The sequence below is a fragment of the Burkholderia sp. Tr-20355 genome, assembly GCF_017104685.1.
Classification (GTDB): Bacteria; Pseudomonadota; Gammaproteobacteria; order Burkholderiales; family Burkholderiaceae; genus Burkholderia; species Burkholderia seminalis.
This window is the reverse complement of record NZ_JAAGPK010000054.1, coordinates 1-23,600: the sequence shown is the minus strand read 5'-3', so window position 1 is coordinate 23,600 and position 23,600 is coordinate 1. Positions and strand designations below refer to the sequence as shown.

At 69.6% G+C, this 23,600-nt stretch carries 21 protein-coding genes; 12 read left to right on the top strand and 9 right to left on the bottom strand.

All coding sequences use genetic code 11. From position 1 onward, the window contains the following. Nucleotides 1-12: 12 nt before the first annotated feature. The 3 genes from G3N62_RS16595 (at nucleotide 13) to G3N62_RS16585 (ending at nucleotide 3,901) form a co-directional block, all read left to right on the top strand. Nucleotides 13-1,200, top strand: a complete 1,188-nt coding sequence (locus G3N62_RS16595; protein WP_034191598.1) for a porin — start codon at nucleotides 13-15, stop codon at nucleotides 1,198-1,200. A 306-nt stretch (nucleotides 1,201-1,506) separates the two neighbouring features. Further along, entirely contained in the window at nucleotides 1,507-3,528 is a 2,022-nt protein-coding gene (locus G3N62_RS16590) for a BCCT family transporter (protein WP_034191599.1), read from the top strand. A 61-nt stretch (nucleotides 3,529-3,589) separates the two neighbouring features. After that, nucleotides 3,590-3,901 carry a hypothetical protein gene (locus G3N62_RS16585; protein ID WP_034191600.1) on the top strand — a complete coding sequence of 104 codons (312 nt, stop codon included), beginning with the start codon at nucleotides 3,590-3,592 and terminating at the stop codon, nucleotides 3,899-3,901. A 98-nt stretch (nucleotides 3,902-3,999) separates the two neighbouring features. Here G3N62_RS16585 and G3N62_RS16580 read toward each other — a convergent pair whose 3' ends face one another. Next, entirely contained in the window at nucleotides 4,000-4,848 is an 849-nt protein-coding gene (locus G3N62_RS16580; protein ID WP_059556426.1) for a class I SAM-dependent methyltransferase, read from the bottom strand. 160 nt (nucleotides 4,849-5,008) lie between these two features. On the opposite strand from G3N62_RS16580, the gene G3N62_RS16575 reads away from it, so the two are divergent. The 3 genes from G3N62_RS16575 to G3N62_RS16565 all read left to right on the top strand — a co-directional run bounded on the left by G3N62_RS16575 (nucleotide 5,009) and on the right by G3N62_RS16565 (nucleotide 8,227). Then, a complete protein-coding gene (locus G3N62_RS16575) occupies nucleotides 5,009-6,472 on the top strand; it encodes a metallophosphoesterase (protein ID WP_034191602.1) in 1,464 nt (487 codons plus the stop codon). Then, nucleotides 6,469-7,854, top strand: a complete 1,386-nt coding sequence (locus G3N62_RS16570; protein ID WP_185733048.1) for a cytochrome c peroxidase — start codon at nucleotides 6,469-6,471, stop codon at nucleotides 7,852-7,854. Before G3N62_RS16575 ends, G3N62_RS16570 begins: the two co-directional genes overlap by 4 nt. Before the next feature lie 97 nt (nucleotides 7,855-7,951). After that, nucleotides 7,952-8,227, top strand: coding sequence for a hypothetical protein (locus tag G3N62_RS16565; RefSeq protein ID WP_034191604.1), 276 nt, complete (start codon nucleotides 7,952-7,954; stop codon nucleotides 8,225-8,227). Nucleotides 8,228-8,308: 81 nt separating this feature from the next. Here the strand turns inward: G3N62_RS16565 and G3N62_RS16560 are convergent, their stop codons facing one another. Beyond that, nucleotides 8,309-9,793 carry a PLP-dependent aminotransferase family protein gene (locus G3N62_RS16560; RefSeq protein WP_124669401.1) on the bottom strand — a complete coding sequence of 495 codons (1,485 nt, stop codon included), beginning with the start codon at nucleotides 9,791-9,793 and terminating at the stop codon, nucleotides 8,309-8,311. Between the two features lie 203 nt (nucleotides 9,794-9,996). Here G3N62_RS16560 and G3N62_RS16555 point away from each other — a divergent pair, with 203 nt between their 5' ends. Next, nucleotides 9,997-10,347 (top strand): hypothetical protein, encoded by a 351-nt coding sequence (locus G3N62_RS16555; RefSeq protein WP_069705283.1) that lies wholly within the window; start codon nucleotides 9,997-9,999, stop codon nucleotides 10,345-10,347. Between the two features lie 129 nt (nucleotides 10,348-10,476). Here G3N62_RS16555 and G3N62_RS16550 read toward each other — a convergent pair whose 3' ends face one another. The 7 genes from G3N62_RS16550 to G3N62_RS16520 all read right to left on the bottom strand — a co-directional run bounded on the left by G3N62_RS16550 (nucleotide 10,477) and on the right by G3N62_RS16520 (nucleotide 15,480). Then, nucleotides 10,477-10,899: a DUF6691 family protein gene (locus tag G3N62_RS16550; protein ID WP_034191606.1), complete on the bottom strand. Its 423-nt coding sequence runs from the start codon at nucleotides 10,897-10,899 to the stop codon at nucleotides 10,477-10,479. A gap of 1 nt (nucleotide 10,900) precedes the next feature. After that, the gene (locus G3N62_RS16545) at nucleotides 10,901-11,335 is read right to left on the bottom strand and encodes a YeeE/YedE family protein (protein ID WP_124669402.1); all 435 of its coding nucleotides are present in this window, start codon (nucleotides 11,333-11,335) and stop codon (nucleotides 10,901-10,903) included. After that, nucleotides 11,325-11,675 (bottom strand): metalloregulator ArsR/SmtB family transcription factor, encoded by a 351-nt coding sequence (locus tag G3N62_RS16540; protein WP_034191608.1) that lies wholly within the window; start codon nucleotides 11,673-11,675, stop codon nucleotides 11,325-11,327. Before G3N62_RS16540 ends, G3N62_RS16545 begins: the two co-directional genes overlap by 11 nt. Before the next feature lie 253 nt (nucleotides 11,676-11,928). After that, complete coding sequence (locus G3N62_RS16535; protein WP_034191609.1) at nucleotides 11,929-13,197, bottom strand: FAD/NAD(P)-binding oxidoreductase; 1,269 nt, start codon at nucleotides 13,195-13,197, stop codon at nucleotides 11,929-11,931. Further along, a complete protein-coding gene (locus tag G3N62_RS16530) occupies nucleotides 13,194-13,427 on the bottom strand; it encodes a 2Fe-2S iron-sulfur cluster-binding protein (protein ID WP_012338331.1) in 234 nt (77 codons plus the stop codon). Before G3N62_RS16530 ends, G3N62_RS16535 begins: the two co-directional genes overlap by 4 nt. Next, a complete protein-coding gene (locus G3N62_RS16525; protein ID WP_034191610.1) occupies nucleotides 13,424-14,551 on the bottom strand; it encodes an FAD-dependent oxidoreductase in 1,128 nt (375 codons plus the stop codon). The genes G3N62_RS16530 and G3N62_RS16525 overlap by 4 nt, the downstream gene beginning before the upstream one ends. Then, a complete protein-coding gene (locus G3N62_RS16520) occupies nucleotides 14,548-15,480 on the bottom strand; it encodes a 4-hydroxyproline epimerase (protein ID WP_124669426.1) in 933 nt (310 codons plus the stop codon). Before G3N62_RS16520 ends, G3N62_RS16525 begins: the two co-directional genes overlap by 4 nt. Nucleotides 15,481-15,731: 251 nt before the next feature. Between G3N62_RS16520 and G3N62_RS16515 the strand changes: the two genes are divergently transcribed. From G3N62_RS16515 to ilvD, 5 genes are all read left to right on the top strand, one after another. After that, complete coding sequence (locus G3N62_RS16515; protein ID WP_034191611.1) at nucleotides 15,732-16,652, top strand: dihydrodipicolinate synthase family protein; 921 nt, start codon at nucleotides 15,732-15,734, stop codon at nucleotides 16,650-16,652. Nucleotides 16,653-16,884: 232 nt separating this feature from the next. Then, on the top strand, nucleotides 16,885-18,510 hold the full coding sequence (locus G3N62_RS16510) for an APC family permease (RefSeq protein WP_124669403.1): 1,626 nt from the start codon (nucleotides 16,885-16,887) through the stop codon (nucleotides 18,508-18,510). A gap of 76 nt (nucleotides 18,511-18,586) precedes the next feature. Next, nucleotides 18,587-20,179 (top strand): aldehyde dehydrogenase (NADP(+)), encoded by a 1,593-nt coding sequence (locus tag G3N62_RS16505; protein WP_069705279.1) that lies wholly within the window; start codon nucleotides 18,587-18,589, stop codon nucleotides 20,177-20,179. Further along, a complete protein-coding gene (locus G3N62_RS16500) occupies nucleotides 20,172-21,194 on the top strand; it encodes an Ldh family oxidoreductase (protein ID WP_034191614.1) in 1,023 nt (340 codons plus the stop codon). Before G3N62_RS16505 ends, G3N62_RS16500 begins: the two co-directional genes overlap by 8 nt. A 270-nt stretch (nucleotides 21,195-21,464) precedes the next feature. Then, the gene (gene ilvD, locus G3N62_RS16495; RefSeq protein WP_034191615.1) at nucleotides 21,465-23,324 is read left to right on the top strand and encodes a dihydroxy-acid dehydratase; all 1,860 of its coding nucleotides are present in this window, start codon (nucleotides 21,465-21,467) and stop codon (nucleotides 23,322-23,324) included. Nucleotides 23,325-23,600: the final 276 nt, after the last annotated feature.

Sequence of the window (23,600 nt, the reverse complement as noted above, 5' to 3'; positions counted from 1 at the left end):
TGGAGATCGACAATGAAAGCACCCGTCAACCGTTATGCAATCCTGATTTTATCGGCCGCCTCGCTCGGCACGACCGCCGCCCACGCGCAGAGCAGCGTGACGCTGTACGGCGTCGTCGACGATTCGATCGCGTACGTGAACAACCAGCAGGGCCATTCGAACATCTACATGCGCGACGGCAACCTGTATGCGTCGAAGTTCGGCCTGCGCGGCGACGAGGATCTCGGCGGCGGCACGCACGCGATCTTCGACCTGCAGTCCGGCTTCAACCTGAACACGGGCGCGCAGGCCGCCGCCGGCACGCTGTTCAACCGCCAGGCGTTCGTCGGCCTGCGCAACGATCACTATGGCACGCTGACGGCCGGCCGCCAGTACACGCCCTACTTCCTGTTCGTCGGCCCGTACGCATCGAGCAGCTGGCTGACCGGCGCGACGGGCGCGCATCCGGGCGACATCGACGGCCTCGACACGACGATCCGCGTGAACAACTCGGTCACCTATACGTCGCCGACTTTCTCGGGGCTGTCCGCGAGCGCGATGTACGCATTCGGCGGCATCGCCGGCGCGACCGGCAAGGGCAACACGTTCAGCGCCGCGCTGCGCTACGCGAACGGGCCGGTCGGGATCGCGGCCGGCTACCTCCGGATCAACAGCTCGGGCTCGTCGGCCGGCTTCCTGAACCCGGCCACCGCGGCGTCGGGCAGCTTCGCGGTGTCCGTGCTGAACCAGGGCTACCTGACCGCGAAGGCCGTCGAGCAGGTCGCGGCGGCCGGCAACTACACGCTCGGCGACCTGACGATGGGCCTCAACTATTCGAACGTGAAATACCTGCCCGGCAACGGCTCGGCATTCACCGACACGGCCGTGTTCAATACCTACGGCGCGCTTGCCGCGTACCGCTTCACGCCGGCGTTCTCGGTGGCCGGCGCGTTCGCTTACACGCTCGCGTCGAAAGCGAACGGCGTCGCGAGCGCGGCCCGCTACCAGCAGTACTCGCTGAAGGAGTCGTACAGCCTGTCGAAACGCACGACGCTCTATGCGCTGCAGGCGTACACGCATTCGAGCGGACAGACGCTCGGCGCGCAAGGCGCCGGCCACATCGTCGACGCGGCGCCGATCGTGGGCGATTCGCAGCAGCTCACGCCGTCGACCACGCACGGCCAGTTCGTCGGCATGGCCGGCATCGCCGTCACGTTCTGAACCTGCCGGCAGCGCCTCCAGCGCGCTGCCGACGCCCCGGACGATGCGCATTCCGCATGCGCCGTCCGGGCGCCCGATGTCCGGCCGCCGCGCCGTGTTCCCCGTCCCGTCCGCCTGCCGCGCCACCGCGCAGGTTTGCCGGATCGCGCCGATACCTTACAATTCGTCAGATTAATCCCTTCTGCATGCCCCTTCTTGCAGTCCTGACACCGCGGTACACTCGACGCACGCCGTATCAGGGTCCGACGCGCGACACGCGCGCCGGGCGGCGTTGCGCCTCGTTGCACCCACAACTGGATGCCCGCCATGCCGGATTCCCGTCCCTCGCCCCGCACGACGTTCAAGCCGCAAGTCGTCCTGCCCGCGCTCGCCGTGATCGGCGCGCTGCTCGTCGTGTGCGCGCTGCACCCGAGCGAAGCCGGCGCATTGTTCTCCGCCGGCCAGCAGTGGGTCATCGCACGCTTCGACTGGTTCTACGTGCTCGCCGTCACCGGCTTCCTCGTGTTTCTCGTGCTGATCGCCGCCAGCGGCTTCGGCAACATCCGCCTCGGTCCCGACGATGCCGAACCCGAATTCAGCTTCGTATCGTGGACGGCCATGCTGTTCGCGGCCGGCATGGGCATCGGCCTGATGTATTTCGGCGTCGGCGAGCCGATGCAGCATTTCCTGAAACCGCCGACCGTCGATCCCGGCACGCCCGCCGCCGCGCGCGAAGCGATGCTGATGACGTTCTTCCACTGGGGCTTCCATGCGTGGGCGATCTACGGGCTGATGGGGCTCGTGCTCGCGTACTTCGGCTTTCGCTACAACTTGCCGCTGACGCTGCGCTCGGGGCTGTATCCGGTGCTGCGCGAGCGCATCGACGGCTGGATCGGTCACACCGTCGACGCATTCGCGCTGGTCGGCACGGTCGCCGGCATCGCGACGACGCTCGGCTACGGCGTGATGCAGCTGAGCGCGGGCCTGCATACGGTCGGCGGCTGGGACACCGGCAGCAACGTATTCCGCATCGGGCTCGTCGCGGTCGTCGTGATCCTCGCGGGCGTGTCGGCCGCGACCGGTCTCGACAAGGGTGTGCGGCGGCTGTCCGAACTGAACCTGCTGCTCGCGTTCCTGCTGCTCGCCTTCGTGGCCGTCGCCGGCCCGACGCTGTTCCTGTTCCGCGCGCTCGTCGACAACGTCGGCCAGTACCTGTCGAGCCTCGTCGACCTGTCGTTCCGCACTTACGCGTATGCGTCGCCGCGCGAGGAAGGCTGGTTCGGCGGCTGGACGATCCTCTACTGGGCGTGGTGGGTGTCGTGGTCGCCGTTCGTCGGGATGTTCATCGCGCGCATTTCGCGCGGCCGCACGATCCGCCAGTTCGTGATCGGCGTGCTGCTCGTGCCGACCGCGTTCAACCTCGTGTGGATGACCGTGTTCGGCAACAGCGCGATCTGGCTCGATACGCACGGCGCGGCCGGCGCGCTTGCGCAAACGGCCACCAACGTCGACGCGCTGCTGTTCCGCTTCTTCGATTTCCTGCCGTTGACGCAACTGCTGTCGATCGCCGCGATCGTGCTGATCGCCGTGTTCTTCGTCACGTCCGCCGATTCGGGCGCCTTCGTGATCGACCAGATCGCGACCCGCGGCAACGCACACTCGCCCGTGTGGCAGCGGCTGTTCTGGGCCGTGCTGCTCGGCGTGACGGCGGCGGTGCTGCTCGTCGCGGGCGGGCTCGGCGCGCTGCAGGCGATGACGCTGATCGCCGCGCTTCCGGTCGCGATCATCATGCTCGCGCTGTGCTACGGGCTGTGGCGCGGGCTCGCGGCCGATCGTGCGCACTATTCGCAGGACGTGGCGCCGGCAACGAGCTTCTGGACCGGCCAGCACTGGCGCCATCGGTTGACGCACATCCTGCGGCAGACGACCGAGGCCGAAGCGCGCCAGTTCGTCGCGGAAACGGTCGAGCCGGCGCTGCGCAAGGTTGCCGCCGAATTGCGCGCGAGCGGCGTCGATGCGCACGTGCAGCGCGACAGCGACGATGCGGTGCGGCTTACCGTGCCGACCGCCGAGCATCGCGACTTCGTGTACGGCGTGCGCGTGACGGCGAAATCCGCGGCGGCGTTTCTCGTGCGCGAGGCGGCCGAGCCCGATGCGGCACGCGAGCACGTGTACGGGATCGTCACGTTCTTCGAGGACGGCCGGCTCGGCTACGACGTCGAATACCTGCGCGGCGACGAGGTGATCGCCGACGTGCTGCGCCAGTACGAACGCTACGTGTCGCTCGCCGCCGACAAGCGCACGCATCTGCTGAGCCGCGCGCCGGGACATGCGACGGAGGCCGAATGAGCACGCACGCGGCTCGCATCGTTTCGCCGTACCGGTCGGCCACGCCCGACGGAGCGTCGCGATGAATGCGCTCCTGCAAAGCCGCTCCGCCGACCTCGTCGCGCTCGGCACGCTCGCGCTGCTGTATCTCGGCGGCGCCTGCATCGCGCTGTGGCGAATCCGCGCGGCCGCAGCACGCGGCAAGATCTACTGGATCGTCTGCATGGCACTGCTGACCGGCGGCGCCGTCGCAATGGGCGGCAACCTGTCGCCCGTGCCCGACACCGGTGAAATGCCGCCCGGTTTCGCGCTTGGCGTCGAGGCGGTCCTGCTCGGCCTCGCGCTGGTGGCCGGCGGTTGCGCGTGGCTGATGCTGCGCGCGAGGAAACCCTGACATGCACCGCGCAGCGCGGTTTCCTCAGGCGTGAACGGCGCCGCGCAAGCGGGCCATGCCGGCACCGATGCGCGTTGCTCCGTTTTATCGCCATCACGCTACGCGGACGGCGCGCGCGCCGTCACGAGCCAGCACGCCGCATCGAAGCGCACCTCGGCGCCGCGCACATAATGCTCGAACGCGGCACGCACCGTGTCGACCACGCGCCGCCGGGTAGCTTCGTCCGCCTCCAGCAGGGCAAGGCCGACCGGACCCAGCCGGGCGATGTACTCGTCCAGCGCGGCCGCGGGCAGCACGCATACTCTGTCGACCGGCTCGATCTCCACGTCGGCCCAGCCGCTGTCCGCCAGCACCGACACGATCCGCTGCCGGTCGCCGAACGCGAACTGGCCCGGCGCGCCGGGCTGCCGTGCGGGCAAGTTCGGCAGCAGCGGCGCGGCGGCCCGCTCGGCCGTCGTCATGAACGGGTTGTCGGCCGCACCGCGCCACGCGACGAACCGCATCCGCGCGTCCGGCCGCGCCGCCTGCCGCAGGTTCGCGAACGCCCGGACCGGGTCGTCGAAGAACATCACGCCGAGGCGCGACACGATCAGGTCGACGCTCGCGGGCTCGAATGCATGCGTCTGCACGTCCGCGCGCACGAATCGCGCATGCACGCCGCTGCGTTCGGCACGCGCCCGCGCGGCGTCGATCATCCGCGCCGAGATATCGATGCCCGTGCAGTGCGCATTCGCGCCGAGCCGCCGCGCGATCGCGAGCGTGACGGCGCCGGTGCCGCAGCCGACGTCGAGCACATTGCTGCCGGATGACACGGCCTCCGCATCCGCAAGCAACGTCTCGAGCGGCGCGAACATCCGGTCGATCGTTTCCTGCACGTCGACCCACGCGCGCCCCGACGGGCCGTTCCACAGGGCGGACTGCGCTTCGTTGGGCCGGCTGGTTTCCATCGTCGACTCCCTTCTGGTTCGTGAATGATGAACCGGACTGTGCTGCTTCAAGCCGGCTTGAAGTCAAGGCCCGCCGGTATGCGCACGCCGCCGCATCCTGCTTTTCACATTTCTTACATTCGCGCTGCGTATCGTTGACGGCTTTCCTACGGTGCCTCTCATGCGACGATTCCTCACGCGCACCCTGCTCGTGCGCTGCGCTCCCGTTGTTGCCCTCGCCGCGCTTGCCGCGTGCTCGAATCACATCGATACGCCGGACGATCCGGCCAGCGCCTCGGCCAACGTCCAGGCCGCCTGGGTCGAGATCGGCGAGGCGAACCAGGCGATCGCGCGCGTCATCACGAACTACACGCCCGCGTCGGCCAGCGAGCCCCTGTGCCCGCAACTGACCGTCGACGGCAAGCTGTCGCGCATGGCGCTGCGCGCGGGCGCCGCAACGCCGGCCCAGCGGCCGACCGCCAGCGATCCGGCCGATTCGAAGCCGTCGAGCTTCCCGGTCTCCGTCTGCGAAACGACGCTGCCGGCCGGCGCGCAGGCGGCGAGCGTCGCAGGCCGCACGCTGCCGCTGCCGAAAGCGCAGCCGCAGCGCATCGCGATCATCGCGGACACCGGCTGCCGGATGAAAAAGGCCGACAACGCATGGCAGGCGTGCAACGACGCGACGGTCTGGCCGCTGAACACGATCGCGGCCAGCGTCGCGAAGCTGTCGCCCGATCTCGTCCTGCACATCGGCGACTACCACTATCGCGAGAACGCGTGCCCGCCGGACATCGCCGGCTGCAAGGACAGCCCGTGGGGCTACGGCTGGGATACGTGGCAGGCCGACCTGTTCCGCCCGGCCGCGCCGCTGCTCGCGAAGGCGCCGTGGGTCGTCGTGCGGGGCAACCACGAGGAATGCGCGCGCGCGGGCCAGGGCTGGTTCCGCTTCCTCGATCCGCGTCCGTATGCGGCGGCCCGCTCGTGCGACGATCCGGCCAACGACAACAACGCGAACTATTCGGAACCCTACGCGGTATCGCTCGGCGGCGGCTCGCAGGTGATCGTGTTCGATACCGCGAAGGTCGGCCGCACGCCGCTCAAGACGACCGACGCGCAATTCGGCATTTACCAGAAGCAGTTCCAGACGGTCGCATCGCTCGCGTCGAAGGCCGGCATGACGACGACGATCTTCACGAACCATCATCCGATCCTCGCGTTCGCGCCGATCGCCGGCAGCACGCCCGCGCCGGGCAACCTCGCCCTGCAGTCGGTCATGTCGAGCCTCAACGCGCAGGCGTACTATCCGCCGGGCGTGCATGTCGCGCTGCACGGCCACGTGCACGACTTCCAGGCGATCAACTTCTCGTCCGGACACCCGGCGACGATCGTGTCCGGCAACGGCGGCGACAACCTCGACGTCGCACTGCCCGATCCGTTCCCGGCCGGCCTGACGCCCGCACCGGGCGCCGTGATCGAGCGGCTGTCGCACAACAACAGCTTCGGCTTCCTGATCATGGAGCGCCGCGCGGCGCCCGCGACGGGCTGGGTGTTCCATGCGTATTCGGCGGCGGGCAAGCTGCTCGCGTCGTGCGACCAGTCCGGCACGACGCTCGCCTGCGACAAAACGGGGTTCATTGCGCCGTGAGTGAAGCCGTCCGACGTAACGGCCGCGTGGTGCGCGGCCGGCAGGCGCTGCACACGCTTTCCGTCGCCGTGCTCGCCGGCCTGACGCTCGCGGCCCATGCCGCGCCGGCCGAAACGGTACTGCTCCCGGGTGCGCCGCCGTCGCGCGTCGTCGACACGATCGGCACCGGCACGCCGCAGGTGACCGGCAAGATCGATACGGCCGCCGCGCGCTTCGCGCCCGACCCGACGCTCGTCGCGCTCGGCCGGCGGATCTTCTTCGACCCGCGGCTGTCCGAGCCGCGCGGCCTGTCGTGCGCGGGCTGCCACGATCCGGGCCGCGCATTCGCGCCGACGCTGTCGGCCGCGTCGCACGCCGGGCCCGGCGTGCCGGAAGGCAGCCGGCCCGGGCGCTTCAGCCAGCGCAACGCGCCGTCCCTGCTCTACGTGCGCTACGTGCCGCGCCGCCACTTCTACCAGGACGACGATGCGCCCGCGCCGTCGCCGTTCGGCGGCCTGTTCGGTGACGGCCGCGCGGATACGCTCGCCGAGCAGATTCGCGGGCCGCTGTTCGATCCGAACGAGATGAACAACCGGTCGCCGGCCGCGCTGCTGCGCAAGGTCAACGCGACGGAACTCGCGGCCGATCTCGCCGCGCGCTTCGGCGCGCCGGTGCGGCGCGATCCCGGGCAACTGGTGCGCGCGCTGGGTTCGGCCGTCGAGGCCTATCTGCAGAGCGACGAGATGGCGCCGTTCACGTCGCGCTTCGACGCGTTCCTGCGCACGCGCACGCCGCTGGCGCCAGCCGAGATGCGCGGCCTCGCGCTGTTCCGGAATCCGGACAAGGGCAATTGCATGACTTGCCATACGCTGTCGGATACGTCGAGCCGCCCGGAACGCTCGCTGTTCACCGATTTCGGCTACGACGCAATCGCGGTGCCGCGTAACCGCGCGCTGCCGGCGAACCGCGACCCGCGCCATTTCGACAACGGGCTGTGCGACACCGCCCGTCGGCTGCGCTGGCCCGAGCCGACGCAGTGGTGCGGCTACCTGCGCACGCCGGGGCTGCGCAACGTCGCGGTCAAGCAGACGTTCATGCACAACGGCGTGTTCACGACACTGCGCGACGCGGTCGCGTTCTACAACACGCGCTCGACCGATCCCGGCTTCTGGTATCACGGCGCCAACACGTTCGACGACGTGCCGGCCGCCTATCGCGGCAACATCAACGTCAACTCGACGCCGATGAACCGCCGGCCCGGCACGCCGCCCGCGCTGACCGATGCGGAAATCGACGACATCGTCGCGTTCCTCGGCGCGCTGACCGACGCGCGCTACACGGCGGTCGCGGCCGCCCAGGCGCCCGCTGCCCGGATGACGCGTACCGCCGCGCCAGCGCATTGACCCTGGCCGGACGGCCAATCGCACGCGCACCCGCTTGCGGTCACCGCAAACACTGGTTATATTTACAGTACTGTATTTATGAACAGTGAGGTGCGAGATGGAACATCTGGTCCGTATCGTCAACGAAGCCGATCGCCAAGTGCTGGCATGGCTTCGCGCCCAGGTCGGCGATGCCCGCGTCGAGCGCGCGGCTCGCCAGCTCGGGCATACGCGCAAGCCCTTTCCGTCCGCCGTGTGCCGGTATCTGGGCATGAGCGCGCCGGCCACGCTGCGTCAGGCCGACCGGCCGCGCGCCGCACGCGATTTCTCGGTCGGCGATCGCTACCTGTCGCTGATCCGCCAGCACCTCGCCACACATTCGGCCAGCCGATGAAATGGCGGCGGCTTGCCACTGCGGCGTCTCGGCAAGCCGGAGGGCTCGCGTATTCGCCAGTCCGGCCGGTTGCCGCCACGCCTATGCTGCCGCCGTGGCTTCCCGGACGAGGCGGCCGAGCGTTTCGAACGCCGCTTCGTGCGCCGCATCGAACACGCGCGTGCAGGCCAGCCGGATATAGCCGTCGAAGCGGTCGGAATTCGAGAAGATCGACCCGGGCGCGATCCTGATCCCGCGCGCCAGCGCGGCATCGAACAGCGCCTCGGAGCGCACGCCGTCCGGCAAGGCGATCCACAGCAGCATCCCGCCCAGCGGCTGGTTCATCCGTGTGCCGGCCGGGAAATGTCGTGCGATCGCGTCGATCGTCACGTCGCGCTGCACACGCAATTGCTCACGAAAGCGATGCAGATGGCGGTCGAACGCACCCGAGCCGACGAATTCGGCCGCCACGGCCTGCAACAGCGCGGCGTTGTGCCGACTATGCGCGAACTTCAGCATCCTCACGCGCGCATGCCAGCGTCCCGCACTCATCCAGCCGAGCCGCATCCCGGGAGCCAGCACCTTGTTGAGCGACGGGCAGTAGATCACCGTGCCGTCGCGGTCCCATGCCTTGACCGGCTTGACCGGCCAGGGCGCTTCGACGAGCTCGCGATACGGCTCGTCCTCGATCACGGCCACGCCTTGGCGCGAGCACAGCGCGACGAGCGCGGCCTTGCGGTCGTCGGGCATCACGCAACCGAGCGGGTTCTGCAGGTTCGGCACGACGACCACGGCCCGAATATCCGGATAGACGGTCAGCGCCACTTCGAGCGCCTCGATCGATAACCCGGTCGTCGGGCTCGCCGGGATTTCCAGCGCACGCAGGCCAAGGCTTTCGAGCAGCTGGATCAGACCGAAAAAGGCCGGCGATTCGATCGCGATCGTGTCGCCGGGGCGCGCCACCGCGCGCAACGCGAGATTCACGGCATCGACGCCACCGCTCGTCGACATCACGTCGTCCGGCGTCACCGTCACGCCATACGACAGCGCGCGTTTGGCCATCGTCTGCCGGAATTCGGGCGAACCGCCGACAGGCCCCGCGTCGGTGAGCAACGTGGGTTTGCGCCGCAGCAGCCGGATGGCCAGAGCCTGCAGGCGCTCGGCCGGATACAACGTGGCGAGCGCAGATGCGCCGCCGAAATTCAACGCGTCGGGCACCGTGTTCGCGCGATCGATCACGCGCGACACGCGTTCGTGCAGGCCCGCGAACGGCGGCTCGACGCGCAACGGCGGCCCGTCGCTTTCCGGCAGCATGGCGAGCGTGGCCGCCGCGCGGCGCCGCACAAAGTAGCCCGACCGCGGCCTCGCCTCGCACCAGCCCGTATCCTCGAGCCGCCGATACGTCTGCGTGGCGGTCGACAGGCTCACGCCGTGCTGCGCCATGAACGCACGCACCGACGGCATCCGGTCGCCGGGCGACAGCGTGCCGGCCGCGATGATGCGCCGGTAATGCTCGGCGAGCCGTTCGTAAAGCGGCTCGCCGCCCAGCGGTAATGGCGTACGGGAAGTGTCGCTGAAAGGCGTCATCAAACGATCGTGCCCGCGCGGCCCAGCGCGCGCCAGATACAGATCCGCGAAAAAACCGCCGATACAGCCGTACGAAATCGACGCTTGCACCGCAACAGATTCCCGTCCCCTGAATCTGTCGCGCCCGCGCCCGTTTCCCTAACCTGACTGCACGCAATCGCTTCGCCATCGCGAGGCCGCGCAACCGGGAAAAAGGAATCGCCATGCGGACGCAACACATCCGGCTCGACGCAGGACAAAGCCACTTTGCGTGGTTCGACAAGGGCAGCCAGGTGATCGTGCTGGACGGCGCGCTCGCGGTCACGTTGCGTCACGACGGGCTCGAGTGGCTGCCCGACGCGCCGCAATACATCCGTCGCGTGCTCGACGAAGGCGAGTGTCTGACGTTCGACACGGCCGGCCACGTGGCGTTGTCGGCCGGCGGGGCCGGCTCGGTCAGTACGACGGTCGTGGCGCCCTCGAGCCCGCGAGGTTTGCGCGCGGCGTGGCGCGGGCTCCTGCGCCGGCTGTCCGGGCGAGTGCGTGGTGGCCGTCACGTGCGCGAGCATTCCTGATATCGGAACCTGCCCCGCCTCGATACGCGGTTGGCAGATCCCCCATCATCGCAGCCGACCGAAGGACGCGTTCGGCTCCATGCCGCCTTGCGACCGCCGCAACCTGCCCGGCATGCGGCGGCGGCCACATCAATGGCCGTTCCGGCGGCGCTCGACCCATTCGAACATCGCCATCCCGGCCAGCATCGCGACGACGAACGCGATCCCCTTGACCGACCCGAAGCCGATCGACACGATCGCGGGCCCCGGACAGAACCCCGCCATCCCCCAGCCGATACCGAACACCGCGCTGCCTGCGACCAGGCGCACGGTGATCGCGCGCAGCGCCGGCAACCGGATCGGCAGGCCGAGCCACGACCGTGTCCGGCGCTTCGCCCACGCGAACGCGAACACGGCCACGCCCGTCGCGCCGGCCATCACGAACGCGAGCGACGGATCCCAGCGGCCCGCCAGGTCGAGAAAACCGAGCACCTTCTGCGGATTGGCCATGCCCGACACGATGAGGCCGACGCCGAACAGCAGGCCGGCCAGAAACGCGAATGCTGCCTGCATGTCAGCCTCCCAGCACGTGCAGCCGCACGAAGACGGTCGCGAAACCCGCGGCCATGAAGGTCGCCGTCGCGACCACCGACCGCAGCGCGCCGCGCGACATCCCGCACACACCGTGGCCGCTCGTGCAGCCGCCCGCATACCGCGTGCCGATTCCGACCAGCAGGCCGGCCGCCAGCAGTTCGGGCCAGCCGGCGTCGACCTGCGGCGTCAGCCCGGCGCCGACGACGTGCATCACGACTGGCGCGACGATCAATCCACCGACGAACGCGATACGCCAGCCGCGCTCCCGCGAACCCGCCGTCAACAGGCCGCCGACGATGCCGCTGATGCCGGCGATCCGGCCGTTGAACGCGACGAGCCACGCGGCCGCGAGCCCGATCAGCGCGCCGCCGGCCAGCGACAGCCATGGCGTGAAATGAAGCGCATCAAGCTGCATCGCGCTTCTCCTTCGCGGCCGCACCGCAGAACTGCTCGTACAGCACGCCCATCACCGCGATCGCGGCCGCGCTGTCGAGCGAATAGTGAATGTTCTTGCCGTCGCGGCGCGTCCGGACCAGCGCGTTGTCCCGCAACACGCCGAGTTGCTGGGACAGCGTCGGCTGGCGGATGTCCAGCCGCGTTTCGAGATCGCCGACGCAGCGCTCGCCCTGCGACAGTTCGCACAGCAGCAGCAGCCGGTCGGGATTCGACAGCACCTTGAGGAGCGCGCACGCCGATTCCGCGGCGGCGCGCATCTGATCGGGCTCGGGCAGCCCGGCGGGAAGCGCGTCGTTCATCGAGGCAGGACATCAATTAAAGAGTCAATATTATATCAATCTATATACTATTGACACCTACCGCGTGCCTGCTAACACCCTCGCCATACACCTTTACCGGTATCGAACCCGTCGATCGCAACGATCAGAAAGCACGGAACCACGATCGAGTGCCTGCGCGCCCGTGCGGCGCCGCAAGTCGGCGGATGGGAGAAAGTGAAGGCCGAGTAATCGGGGCGGCCCGGCGCGAACCGGGCCACCCCGACGCGCAGCGTCACGCGCCGTCGCAGGACGCCGTGCCGTCGAGCATCAGCGTGCCGACCCGCGCGGGCACGAGCGGCGTGCGCGGCACCGGCGGCGTCCAGCCGAACAGCGCTTGCGCGGCCGCGCCGCATACGCGGCCCTGGCACGCCCCCATCCCGCAACGCGACTGCAGCTTCGCAGCCGTCCAGCCGGGCGCCTGCGCGACGGCGCCGAAACGCACATCCTCGCAACGGCACAGCAGCGTCTCGGGCCGCGCGAGCCGGCGAACCGGCTCGCGGATCGCAAAGCGCTCGCGCACGGCATCCGCAAAAGCCTGCCAGTGCGCGCGCCGTGCGACGCGCGCGGCCAGTTGCGCCGTCTGCCCCGTCGCCGCCAGCCCGGCGATCTCGCCTTCGACCATCGCGAGTTCGCTGCCGCCGACGCCCGTGCACTCGCCGGCCGCGAAGCAGCCGTCGCGGCTCGTCCGCTGGTGCGCATCGACCGCCACCGCGCCGTTCTCGATCCGGCAGCCGAGATGGCTCGGCAGCACCGTATTCGGCACGAGGCCGAAACCGCACGCGAGCCGGTCGCAGTCGACGTCGAACGCGCGATCGCCCTGACGGATCCGTACACGTTCGAGCCGCGTGTCGCCGAACGCCTCGACGACGTGCGCATCGGGCCGGTACACGGCCGTGACGAGCTTCGCGGCCTGCGCGAGCTTCGACGGCCAGCGCCACAATCCCGCGCCGAAACCGGCCACGTCGCCCCATGCGGCCTGTTCGAGCACGTGCGACACGCGCGCGCCGGCCTGGCGGGCCGTCGCCGCGCTCGCCAGCAGCAGCGGCCCGCTGCCTGCGACGACCGTGCGCTGCCCGCGCACGTCGAGGCCGTACTTGATCAGCGCCTGCAAACCGCCCGCACCGGTGACGCCCGGCAGCGTCCAGCCCGGAAACGGCAGCAGCAGCTCACGCGCGCCGCAGCAAAGAATCAGCGTCCGGAAATCGAGCAGCAGCCCGCGTTCGTCGTCCTCGAGCAGCAGCGTGCCCGGCTGCGTTTCGGCGACGATGCGCGTCGCCGCGAGATGCGTGACGTTCGGTTGCCGCAGCACGGCGAGCCGTTCGGCGGCGGCCGGCACCGGCGCGGCCGCCGCCCCTTGCCGCCAGATCTGCCCGCCCGCCCGCGGATTGTCGTCGACGATCGCGACCGTCGCGCCGCCTTGCGCGGCGGCCCGTGCGGCCGACAACCCGGCCGGGCCCGCGCCGACGATCGCGACGTCGACGCTCAGTCGTTCCTGTTTCATCGCGTACGCTCCACCTGCATCCCGTCGCGGCACAGCGTCTGGCAAGCCAGCCGGCGCCGGCCGTCGATCGTCATCCGGCATTCCTGGCAGATGCCCATCCCGCAAAACGGCGCACGCGCCGCGCCCGTGCACGACACGCGGGTCGTGTCGTCGCCGCTCGCCGCGACGGCGGCCGCGACGGTCGCGCCGTCGGCCACCGTCAGCGCGCGGCCGTCCAGGTGAATGATCATGAAAGCGCTCCGGCTACGGGGGACGTCGTCAGGAAACGTCCCGGCAAATACGGTTCGACATCGATCGGCGGCCGCTCGCCGGCCATCAGCGCGGCGACGAGCCGCGCGCTGCCCGGCGCGGTCGTCACGCCGAGCCCTTCGTGCCCGACCGCGAGCCACACACCCGGGCGCGCCGGGTGCTCGCCGAGCAACGGCAGGCCGTCGGGGCTCGCGGAACGGAAGCCCGTCCACGATCGGATGCCGTTCAGGTCGGCCAGACCGGGCAGGTAGCCCACCGCGCGGCGCAGCATCCGCGCCAGCACGGGCGGCTCGACACGCGCATCCTCGGTGTCGAACTGGCGCGACGAGCCGATCAGCAACTGGCCGGTCGGCCGCGGCTGCACGTTGAACGCGACCGACGTGCCGTCGCTCGCATGCGCGCTTGCCGCATAACCGAGCTCGACGAGCTGGTGCGACACGTGGCCCGGATAGCGATCGGTAATCAGCAGATGGCCCTTTTTCGGGCGCAGCGGCAACTCGGGCAGCAGCGTGCGCGCCGCAACGCCGTTCGCGACCACCACTCGCTCCGCGCGCAGCGTGTCGCCGCTCGCGAGCGTCACGCTCGGCCCGTCGACGGCGACGGCCCGGTCGCGGCGCAACGTGATGCGCGGTGCGCGCTGCAACAGCCAGGTCGCGGTCACCGGCGCGTAGAGAATCGCGTCGCCCGGAACCTTCAGCGCACCGCCGAGCCCCGTGCGCAGCATCGGCTCCAGTCGCGCGAGCGTCGCCGCGTCGATCAGCTCGCCGGCCACGCCGTGCGCGGCAAGCGTCGCCTGCTTCGCGCGTGCCAGATCCATCTCGTGCGCATCGGCCGCGAGCCACAGCGTGCCGCAATCACGGTACGCGCAGCCTTCGGGCATCTCGCCGCTCAACGCCCGCCACAGTTCGATCGAGTAATGGCTCAGCGCAAGCTCGGCCGCGTTGTCGTCCATCGCGACGAGGTGGCCCATGCCCGCGCCGGTCGCGCCGCCGCTCGCATCGTCGACGACCAGCACGCGCAGCCCGCGCTGCGCGAGTTCGTGCGCGCACGCCGCGCCGACGATGCCGGCGCCGATCACGACGACGTCGGTCTTCGTGTCGCTCACGACCCGATGCCCCAGCCGAACGGATCGTCTTCCTCGATCAGCAGCGTCGCTTCGGCGCTCAGGTGCGCGCTGCCGCGAATCGTCGGCACGACGCCGCCGTCGGCCTGCTCGTAGCTGGCGTGGAACACGCTGCCGATCACGCTCGCCTGCCGCCACACGACGCCCGGCGCGAGCTTGCCGTCGGCCGCGAGGCACGCGAGCTTCGCGCTGGTGCCGGTGCCGCACGGCGAACGGTCGTACGCGAGGCCCGGGCACAGCACGAAGCTGCGGCTGTCGTGCTCGGGATCGTCGGCGAACAGCTCGATGTGGTCGATCTCGCCGCCGTTCGCGCCGGTGATGCCCGCGCGTTCGAGCCCTTCGCGCACGGCCGACGCGTACGCGGTGAGCGCCGCGACGTTGTCGCCGGCGACGCGCTGCCCGTGGTCGCTGATCAGGAAGAACCAGTTGCCGCCCCACGCGATGTCGCCCTTCACGGGGCCATATCCCGGCACGTCGAGCGCGACGCCCTGCGCATGGCGATACGCGGGTACGTTGCGCACGCTGACCGACAGGTCGTCGTGCAGCGTCGCCTCGACGGTGCCGACGGGCGTCTCGATCCGGTGCACGCCGGGTGCGATGCGGCCCATGTGATGCAGCGTGCGCACGACGCCGATCGTGCCGTGCCCGCACATCCCGAGATAGCCGCTATTGTTGAAGAAGATCACGCCGGCCGCCGCATCCGGCGACACGGGTTCGCACAGCAGCGCGCCGACCAGCACGTCGCTGCCGCGCGGCTCGAGGATGCACGCGGTGCGGTAACGGTCGTGCTCGCGCGCGAGCACGTCGCGGCGCTCGGCCATCGTGCCGCTGCCGAGCGACGGGAAACCGGACACGACGAGCCGAGTGGGTTCGCCGCCCGTGTGCGAATCGATGATCTGGATGCGCTTCATCATGAGCCGTCCGAAGTGGGGAAAGGAGCATAGCTTCCTCCGTCGCGCGTCCGTCCGCTTGTGGCTTTTCGATGAGGACGACGACGAAATCGGCATAGTGCGGCGCGCCCCTCGCGCCCCTGCCGGCCGCTGTGCCGATTTCGTCATTTTGCTCCGCGATACGACTCAAGCGTGATGGGCGTTTGCGCGGCGATACTGGTTGCCACACCGACACCCCTGTCGGCCGACCGATACGAACGTAGGAGATTTCAGTGAGCCGCAAAGCCATTCAGTGGACCGGGGTTTTCCCGGCCGTCAGCACCCAGTTCAAGCCGGACTTTTCCCTCGACATCGACGCCACGCACCGCGTGGTCAAGAACCTGGTGAACGACGGCGTGTCGGGCCTCGTGGTCTGCGGCACGGTCGGCGAAAACACGTCGCTGTCGACGAGCGAGAAGCTCCAGGTGATCGAGGCCGCGCGCGACGCGGCCGGCGGCAAGATCCCGGTGATCGCCGGCATCGCCGAATTCACCACCGAATTCGCGCGCAACACGGTGCGCGAAGCGCAGCGCGTCGGCGTCGACGGCGTGATGGTGATGCCCGCGCTCGTGTACTCGGCGAAGCCGCACGAAACCGCCGCGCACTTCCGCGCGGTCGCGACGAGCACCGACCTGCCGGTGATGGTCTACAACAACCCGCCGATCTACAAGAACGACGTGACGCCCGACGTGCTGATCGCGCTGCAGGATTGCGAGAACATCGTCTGCTTCAAGGATTCGTCGGGCGATACGCGCCGCTTCATCGACCTGCGCAACGCGGTCGGCGATCGCTTCGTGCTGTTCGCGGGCCTCGACGACGTCGTGGTCGAGAGCATCGCGGTCGGCGCCGAAGGCTGGGTGTCGGGCATGTCGAACGCGTTCCCGAAGGAAGGCGAGACGCTGTTCCGCCTCGCGAAGCAAAAGCGTTTCGACGAAGCGCTCGCGCTGTACCGCTGGTTCATGCCGCTGCTGCACCTCGATGCCCGCCCCGACCTCGTGCAGTGCATCAAGCTGTGCGAAGAACTGGTCGGCCGCGGCAGCGCGATCACGCGTCCGCCGCGCCTCGCGCTGCAGGGCGACACGCTCGCCGAAGTGAAGGCGATCGTCGCGAAGGCGCTCGACACGCGCCCGGCACTGCCCGACGTCGGTCTCTGATCGACGCCCCCGCGGCGGCACGCAGGCTTCCCAGGCCGCACGCCGCCGCCTCCGGTCCGGCATTGGCCCGCGGGCCCGTTTGCGCCGGCGCCCGCCCGCGCCGCACATGAACGGCCCGCGGCCCGCCCCGGTCGTTCGAACCGGGCGACGCCGGCCGGCCGGCGTGCGCGCTGCTCCGTCGGAGCGCGCGCAGCTCGCGCCGGCACCGCCCTTCCCCCCAGGAGACAAGCCCATGCCAGGCCAAGGCAACGCTCACCCGTCCGTCCCGCTTTCCCGTTCCGCGGCCCCCGACGCGGGTCACGGCAAATTCAAGAAACAGCTGTCGCTGACCGATCTCACGTTCATCGGTCTCGGCGCCATTTTCGGTTCGGGGTGGCTGTTCGCCGCGAGTCACGTGTCGACGATCGCGGGCCCGGCCGGCATCTTCTCGTGGCTGCTCGGCGGCTTCGCGGTGCTGCTGCTCGGCATCGTCTACTGCGAACTCGGCGCCGCGCTGCCGCGCGCCGGCGGCGTCGTGCGTTATCCGGTGTTCTCGCACGGCCCGCTGCTCGGCTACCTGATGGGCTTCATCACGCTGATCGCCTTTTCGAGCCTGATCGCGATCGAAGTCGTCGCCGCGCGCCAGTACGCGGCCGCGTGGTTTCCGGGCCTGACGGCCGAAGGCTCGAGCGACCCGACGACGCTCGGCTGGCTCGTGCAGGCCGCGCTGCTCTGCTTCTTCTTTTACCTGAACTATTCGAGCGTGAAGACGTTCGCGAAGGCGAACAACATCATCAGCATCTTCAAGTTCATCGTGCCGCTCGCGGTGATCGGCGTGCTGTTCACGTTCTTCAAGCCCGCGAACCTGACCGTGCAAGGCTTCGCGCCGTTCGGCATGCCGGGCATCGAGATGGCCGTGTCCGCCGGCGGCATCATCTTCGCGTACCTCGGGCTCACGCCGATCGTGTCGGTCGCGAGCGAGGTGCGCAATCCGCAGCGCACGATCCCGATCGCGCTGATCCTGTCGATCCTGCTGTCGACACTGATCTACGTGCTGCTGCAGCTCGCGTTCATCGGCAGCATTCCCACGGCGATGCTCGCCGCCGGCTGGCACGACGTAAGCAAGGCGTTCTCGCTGCCGTACCGCGACATCGCGCTCGCGCTCGGCGTCGGCTGGCTCGCGGTGATGGTCGTCGCCGACGCGATGATCTCGCCGAGCGGCTGCGGCAACATCTACATGAACGCGACGCCGCGTGTCGTCTACGGCTGGGCGAAGACGGGCACGTTCTTCAAGGTGTTCACGCGCGTCGACGAAGCGTCGGGCATCCCGCGTGCGGGCCTCTGGCTCACCTTCGGCCTCGCGATCTTCTGGACGCTGCCGTTTCCGTCGTGGGAAGCGCTGATCAACATCGTATCGGCCGCGCTCGTGCTGAGCTATGCGGTCGCGCCGGTCTCGGTCGCCGCGCTGCGCCGCACCGCGCCCGACCTGCCGCCGCCGTTCCGTGCGAGCGCATTCGGCCTCACCGGCCCCGCTTCGTTCGTGATCGCCGCGCTGATCGTCTACTGGTCGGGCTGGAGCACCGTGTCCTGGCTGCTGGGCCTGCAGATCGCGATGTTCGTCATCTATCTCGCGTGCCGCCGCTGGGTGCCGACCGCGCACCTGAGCCTCGCCGAGCAAGTGCGCTCGTCGGCGTGGCTGATCGCGTTCTATGCCGCGATGATCGTGCTGTCGTATCTCGGCGGCTTCGGCGGCACGGGCCGCCTCGCGCATCCGTACGACACGGCCGTCGTCGCGGCCGTCGCGCTCGTCATCTACTACTGGGGCGCCCGCACCGGCGTGCGTGCCGACAAGCTGCGGCTCGACGACGACGAGGACTGACGCGCCCGCGCCCTTTTCCATGCTCCCCGCGGCCGGGCGCACCACGCCCGGCCCCTGCTTTTTTCCGAGGAAAACCATGCAACTCACAGGTCAACTGCTGATCGGCCAGTCCGCCGTCACCGGACAGAACGGCACCCTCCACGCGATCGCCGCCGCCACCGGCGAACCGCTCGAACCGGCTTTCGGCGGCGCGAGCCTGCACGACCTGGAGACGGCCTGCGCACTCGCCGACGACGCGTTCGACATCTATCGCGAAACGTCGCTCGACGCCCGCGCCGCGTTTCTCGACGCGATCGGCCGCCACATCATGGCGCTCGGCGACGACCTGATCGAGCGTTGCGTCATCGAGACGGGGCTGCCGCGCGCACGCGTCGAAGGCGAACGCGGCCGCACGGTCGGCCAGCTCGCGCTGTTCGCGTCGCTCGTGCGCGACGGCGGGTTTCTCGACGCGCGGATCGATCCGGCGCGCCCCGAGCGCAAGCCGCTGCCGCGTGTCGACCTGAGGCTGCGCAACGTCGCGGTGGGGCCCGTTGCCGTGTTCGGCGCGTCGAACTTCCCGCTCGCGTTCTCGGTCGCCGGCGGGGATACGGCGTCGGCGCTCGCGGCCGGCTGCCCGGTGATCGTGAAGGCCCATTCCGCGCATCCGGGCACGTCGGAACGCGTTGGCCGCGCGATCCAGCAGGCCGCCCGCGAATGCGGGATGCCGGCCGGCGTGTTCTCGCTGCTGTTCGACGCATCGCGCGAGATCGGCCAGGCGCTCGTCGCCGATCCGCGCATCAAGGCCGTCGGCTTCACCGGCTCGCGCCGCGGCGGCGTCGCGCTGATGCATATCGCGGCCGCGCGCCCCGAGCCGATTCCGGTCTATGCGGAAATGAGCTCGATCAATCCCGTGCTGCTGTGCCCCGCCGCGCTCGAGGCGCGCCACGAAACGATCGCGCCGCAATTCGTCGCATCGCTCACGCTCGGCGCCGGCCAGTTCTGCACGAATCCCGGCCTGGTGCTCGCCGTCGACGGCCCCGCGCTGCGCGCGTTCGAAGCCGCGGCGGCCGATGCCGTGCGCACGGCGGCCGCACAGACGATGCTGACGCCGCCCATTCATGCGAGCTATGCGCAAGGCGTCGCGGCGCTACGCCATCACGATGCGGTCGAGCTGCTGGCCGAAGGCGTGGAAGGCGGCCGCCATCAGGCCCGTGCGGCGCTGTTCGCGACCTCGGCCGACGCGTTCATCGCGCACCCTGAACTGCGCGACGAAGTGTTCGGTCCCGCATCGCTGATCGTCCGCTGCGCGGATGCCGATACGCTGCATCGCGTACTGAAGTCGCTCGAAGGCCAATTGACGATCGCCGCGCACCTGGCCGACGGCGACGCGGCGCTGTTCGCCGCGCTGCGCCCGACGCTCGAACGCAAGGCCGGCCGCATTCTCGTCAACGGCTTCGGCACGGGCGTCGAAGTCGGCCACGCGATGGTGCACGGCGGCCCGTTCCCGGCGACGTCCGACACGCGCACGACGTCCGTCGGCGCACGCGCGATCGAGCGCTTCCTGCGCCCGGTGTCGTACCAGGACGTGCCGGATGCGCTGCTGCCGGACGCGCTGCGCGACGGCAATCCGCTGCACGTGCCGCAGCGCATCGACGGCGTGCCCGCGCCGCGCGAGGTGAATCATGACTGAGCAAACCGCCGAAGTCGTCCTGTCGCTCGCTGAAGTCCATGCGCTCGCGCTGCGCGTGCTGACGCATCACGGGATGTCCGACGCGCATGCGCGGGCCATCGCCAGCGTGATCACGCAAGGCCAGCGCGACGAGTGCCATTCGCACGGCGTGTACCGGCTGCTCGTCTGCGTGCGCTCGCTGAAAAAGGGCAAGGTCGATCCGCAAGCCGTGCCGACGCTGCGCAAGCTGTCGTCGTCGATCGTCTCCGTCGACGCGCATCGCGGCTTCTCGCTGCTGAGCTTCGAAACCGGGCTGCCGGTGCTCGTCGAGATGGCGAAGCAGCACGGGATCGCCGCGATGACGATCAACCACTGCTACCACTTCTCGGCGCTGTGGCCCGAAGTCGAGGCGATCGCGGCCGAAGGGCTGGTCGGCATCGCGATGAACCCGAGCCATAGCTGGGTCGCACCGGAAGGCGGCCGCGAACCCGTGTTCGGCACCAATCCGATCGCGTTCGCGTGGCCGCGCCCGGGCGGCGAGCCGTTCGTGTTCGATTTCGCGACGAGCGCGATCGCGCGCGGCGACATCGAGCTGCACGCCAAGCAGGGCAAGGCGATTCCGTCGCACTGGGCGATCGACGCCGACGGCCGGCCGACCACCGACCCGAAGGCCGCGCTGCAGGGCGCGATGCGCACCTTCGGCGGCCACAAGGGCTCGGCGCTCGCGGCGATGGTCGAATTGCTCGGCGGCGCGCTGATCGGCGACATGACGAGCCGCGAATCGATGGATTTCGACGAAGGCGTCGGCGCGACGCCGTGCCACGGCGAGCTCGTGATCGCGTTCGACCCGAAGGTGTTCCTCGGCGACGATCTCGACGCGGGGCTCGCACGCGGCGAACGGATGTTCGAGTCGATCGTCGCGCAGGGTGCGCGGCTGCCGTCGCAGCGGCGCTTCGACGCCCGCGCGCGCAGCATCGCGAACGGCGTGCGGGTTCCGAAGGCACTGTACGACGAGATCCTGACGCTGCTCGACTGACGCCCGGGCGCGGGGGCGGCGCGCATTCGTCGTCGACGCGCAGGCGTCTGCGCCGCTTCCCGAACCGGCCAGGCGGGCAGCACGCCGCCGCCCCGCCCGTCGCGCGGCACCGGCCCGTCGCCGGCCCATGGCCGCCACGCCCGCGGCGGCTGTGGGATAATTGACGGGTTTGCCCAGGGCGCAGCTCAAGAGGTTGTTCGCACGGGCGCGAGAGAGGCCTTTATTCCCGTGCCTCCACCCTTTTCCCGCGATCTTTCTTCAGCAACCACAATGCCCACTTACCGTTCCAAAACCTCCACCGCCGGCCGCAACATGGCAGGTGCGCGCTCGCTGTGGCGCGCCACCGGCATGAAAGACGACGATTTCTCGAAGCCGATCATCGCGGTCGTCAACTCGTTCACGCAGTTCGTGCCCGGGCACGTGCACCTGAAGGATCTCGGCCAGCTCGTCGCGCGCGAGATCGAAGCCGCCGGCGGCGTCGCGAAGGAATTCAACACGATCGCGGTCGACGACGGCATCGCGATGGGCCACGACGGCATGCTGTATTCGCTGCCGAGCCGCGACATCATCGCCGACTCGGTCGAGTACATGGTGAACGCGCACTGCGCGGACGCGATGGTGTGCATCTCGAACTGCGACAAGATCACCCCGGGGATGCTGATGGCCGCGATGCGCCTGAACATTCCGGTGATCTTCGTGTCGGGCGGCCCGATGGAAGCCGGCAAGACGCGTCTCGCGAACCCGGTCACCAAGGCCATCGAAGTGAAGAAGCTCGACCTCGTCGACGCGATGGTGATCGCGGTCGATCCGTCGTATTCCGACGCCGAAGTCGCCGAAGTCGAACGCTCGGCCTGCCCGACCTGCGGTTCGTGCTCGGGCATGTTCACCGCGAACTCGATGAACTGCCTGACCGAAGCGCTCGGCCTGTCGCTGCCCGGCAACGGCACCGTGGTGGCCACGCACGCCGATCGCGAACAGCTGTTCAAGCGTGCCGGCCGCCGCATCGTCGAACTGACGCGCCAGCACTACGAGCAGGACGACGAACGCGTGCTGCCGCGCTCGGTCGGCTTCAAGGCGTTCGAAAACGCGATGACGCTCGACATCGCGATGGGCGGCTCGACCAACACGATCCTGCACCTGCTGGCGATCGCGCAGGAAGCCGGCATCGACTTCACGATGAAGGACATCGACCGCCTGTCGCGCGTCGTGCCGCAGCTGTGCAAGGTCGCGCCGAACACGAACAAGTACCACATCGAGGACGTGCATCGCGCCGGCGGCATCATGGCGATCCTCGGCGAGCTCGACCGCGCCGGCAAGCTGCACACCGACGTGCCGACCATCCACGCGCCGACGCTGAAGGACGCGCTCGACCAGTGGGACATCGTCCGCACGCAGGACGAAGCGGTCCGCACGTTCTACCAGGCCGGCCCGGCCGGCATCCCGACGCAGGTCGCGTTCAGCCAGAACACGCGCTGGCCGAGCCTCGACCTCGATCGGGCCGAAGGCTGCATCCGCTCGTACGAGCATGCGTTCTCGAAGGAAGGCGGCCTCGCCGTATTGACGGGCAACATCGCACTCGACGGCTGCGTGGTGAAGACGGCCGGCGTCGACGAGAGCATCCTCGTGTTCGAAGGCACGGCGCATGTGACCGAATCGCAGGATGAGGCAGTCGAAAACATCCTGAACGACAAGGTCAAGGCCGGCGACGTGGTGATCGTGCGCTACGAAGGCCCGAAGGGCGGCCCCGGCATGCAGGAAATGCTCTACCCGACCAGCTACATCAAGTCGAAGGGCCTCGGCAAGGCCTGCGCGCTGCTGACGGACGGCCGCTTCTCGGGCGGTACGTCGGGCCTGTCGATCGGTCACTGCTCGCCGGAAGCGGCAGCAGGCGGCGCGATCGGCCTCGTGCGCGACGGCGACAAGATCCGCATCGACATCCCGAACCGCACGATCAACGTGCTGGTGTCGGACGAGGAACTGGCGCGCCGCCGCGAGGAGCAGAACGCGAAGGGCTGGAAGCCGGCGCAGCCGCGTCCGCGCAAGGTGTCCGCCGCACTGAAGGCGTACGCGAAACTGGTCATGTCGGCCGACAAGGGCGCCGTGCGCGACCTGTCGCTGCTCGACGACTGACGCAAAGGGCGCATGCCGGCGATCGGTTGCCGGCCACGCAACCGACCGCAAGCCCGAATCGAAAGCCGCTCTCCGGAGCGGCTTTTTTTCGTCCGGCGCACGGGGAGATCCGCGGCGCCGGCGACGTCAATGACGGAATTCCTCGGGGCCGCCACCGCCCCCGCCGCCTCCGCCGCCGTGGTTACCGCCACCGTTTCCGCCGCCTTGAGGCCGCGCGTAACCGCCGCCGCCCCCGCCTCCCTGGCGCACCGGCGGCGGCATCGGCCGCGCCTCGCA

What these genes read in the sequence shown, in the direction of transcription:
- G3N62_RS16595 (WP_034191598.1), top strand. Translation starts at nt 13, where the DNA reads ATGAAAGCACCCGTCAACCGTTATGCAATCCTGATTTTATCGGCCGCC.
- G3N62_RS16590 (WP_034191599.1), top strand. Translation starts at nt 1,507, where the DNA reads ATGCCGGATTCCCGTCCCTCGCCCCGCACGACGTTCAAGCCGCAAGTC.
- G3N62_RS16585 (WP_034191600.1), top strand. Translation starts at nt 3,590, where the DNA reads ATGAATGCGCTCCTGCAAAGCCGCTCCGCCGACCTCGTCGCGCTCGGC.
- G3N62_RS16580 (WP_059556426.1), bottom strand. Translation starts at nt 4,848, where the DNA reads ATGGAAACCAGCCGGCCCAACGAAGCGCAGTCCGCCCTGTGGAACGGC.
- G3N62_RS16575 (WP_034191602.1), top strand. Translation starts at nt 5,009, where the DNA reads ATGCGACGATTCCTCACGCGCACCCTGCTCGTGCGCTGCGCTCCCGTT.
- G3N62_RS16565 (WP_034191604.1), top strand. Translation starts at nt 7,952, where the DNA reads ATGGAACATCTGGTCCGTATCGTCAACGAAGCCGATCGCCAAGTGCTG.
- G3N62_RS16560 (WP_124669401.1), bottom strand. Translation starts at nt 9,793, where the DNA reads ATGACGCCTTTCAGCGACACTTCCCGTACGCCATTACCGCTGGGCGGC.
- G3N62_RS16555 (WP_069705283.1), top strand. Translation starts at nt 9,997, where the DNA reads ATGCGGACGCAACACATCCGGCTCGACGCAGGACAAAGCCACTTTGCG.
- G3N62_RS16550 (WP_034191606.1), bottom strand. Translation starts at nt 10,899, where the DNA reads ATGCAGGCAGCATTCGCGTTTCTGGCCGGCCTGCTGTTCGGCGTCGGC.
- G3N62_RS16545 (WP_124669402.1), bottom strand. Translation starts at nt 11,335, where the DNA reads ATGCAGCTTGATGCGCTTCATTTCACGCCATGGCTGTCGCTGGCCGGC.
- G3N62_RS16540 (WP_034191608.1), bottom strand. Translation starts at nt 11,675, where the DNA reads ATGAACGACGCGCTTCCCGCCGGGCTGCCCGAGCCCGATCAGATGCGC.
- G3N62_RS16535 (WP_034191609.1), bottom strand. Translation starts at nt 13,197, where the DNA reads ATGAAACAGGAACGACTGAGCGTCGACGTCGCGATCGTCGGCGCGGGC.
- G3N62_RS16530 (WP_012338331.1), bottom strand. Translation starts at nt 13,427, where the DNA reads ATGATCATTCACCTGGACGGCCGCGCGCTGACGGTGGCCGACGGCGCG.
- G3N62_RS16520 (WP_124669426.1), bottom strand. Translation starts at nt 15,480, where the DNA reads ATGAAGCGCATCCAGATCATCGATTCGCACACGGGCGGCGAACCCACT.
- G3N62_RS16510 (WP_124669403.1), top strand. Translation starts at nt 16,885, where the DNA reads ATGCCAGGCCAAGGCAACGCTCACCCGTCCGTCCCGCTTTCCCGTTCC.
- G3N62_RS16505 (WP_069705279.1), top strand. Translation starts at nt 18,587, where the DNA reads ATGCAACTCACAGGTCAACTGCTGATCGGCCAGTCCGCCGTCACCGGA.
- G3N62_RS16500 (WP_034191614.1), top strand. Translation starts at nt 20,172, where the DNA reads ATGACTGAGCAAACCGCCGAAGTCGTCCTGTCGCTCGCTGAAGTCCAT.
- ilvD (WP_034191615.1), top strand. Translation starts at nt 21,465, where the DNA reads ATGCCCACTTACCGTTCCAAAACCTCCACCGCCGGCCGCAACATGGCA.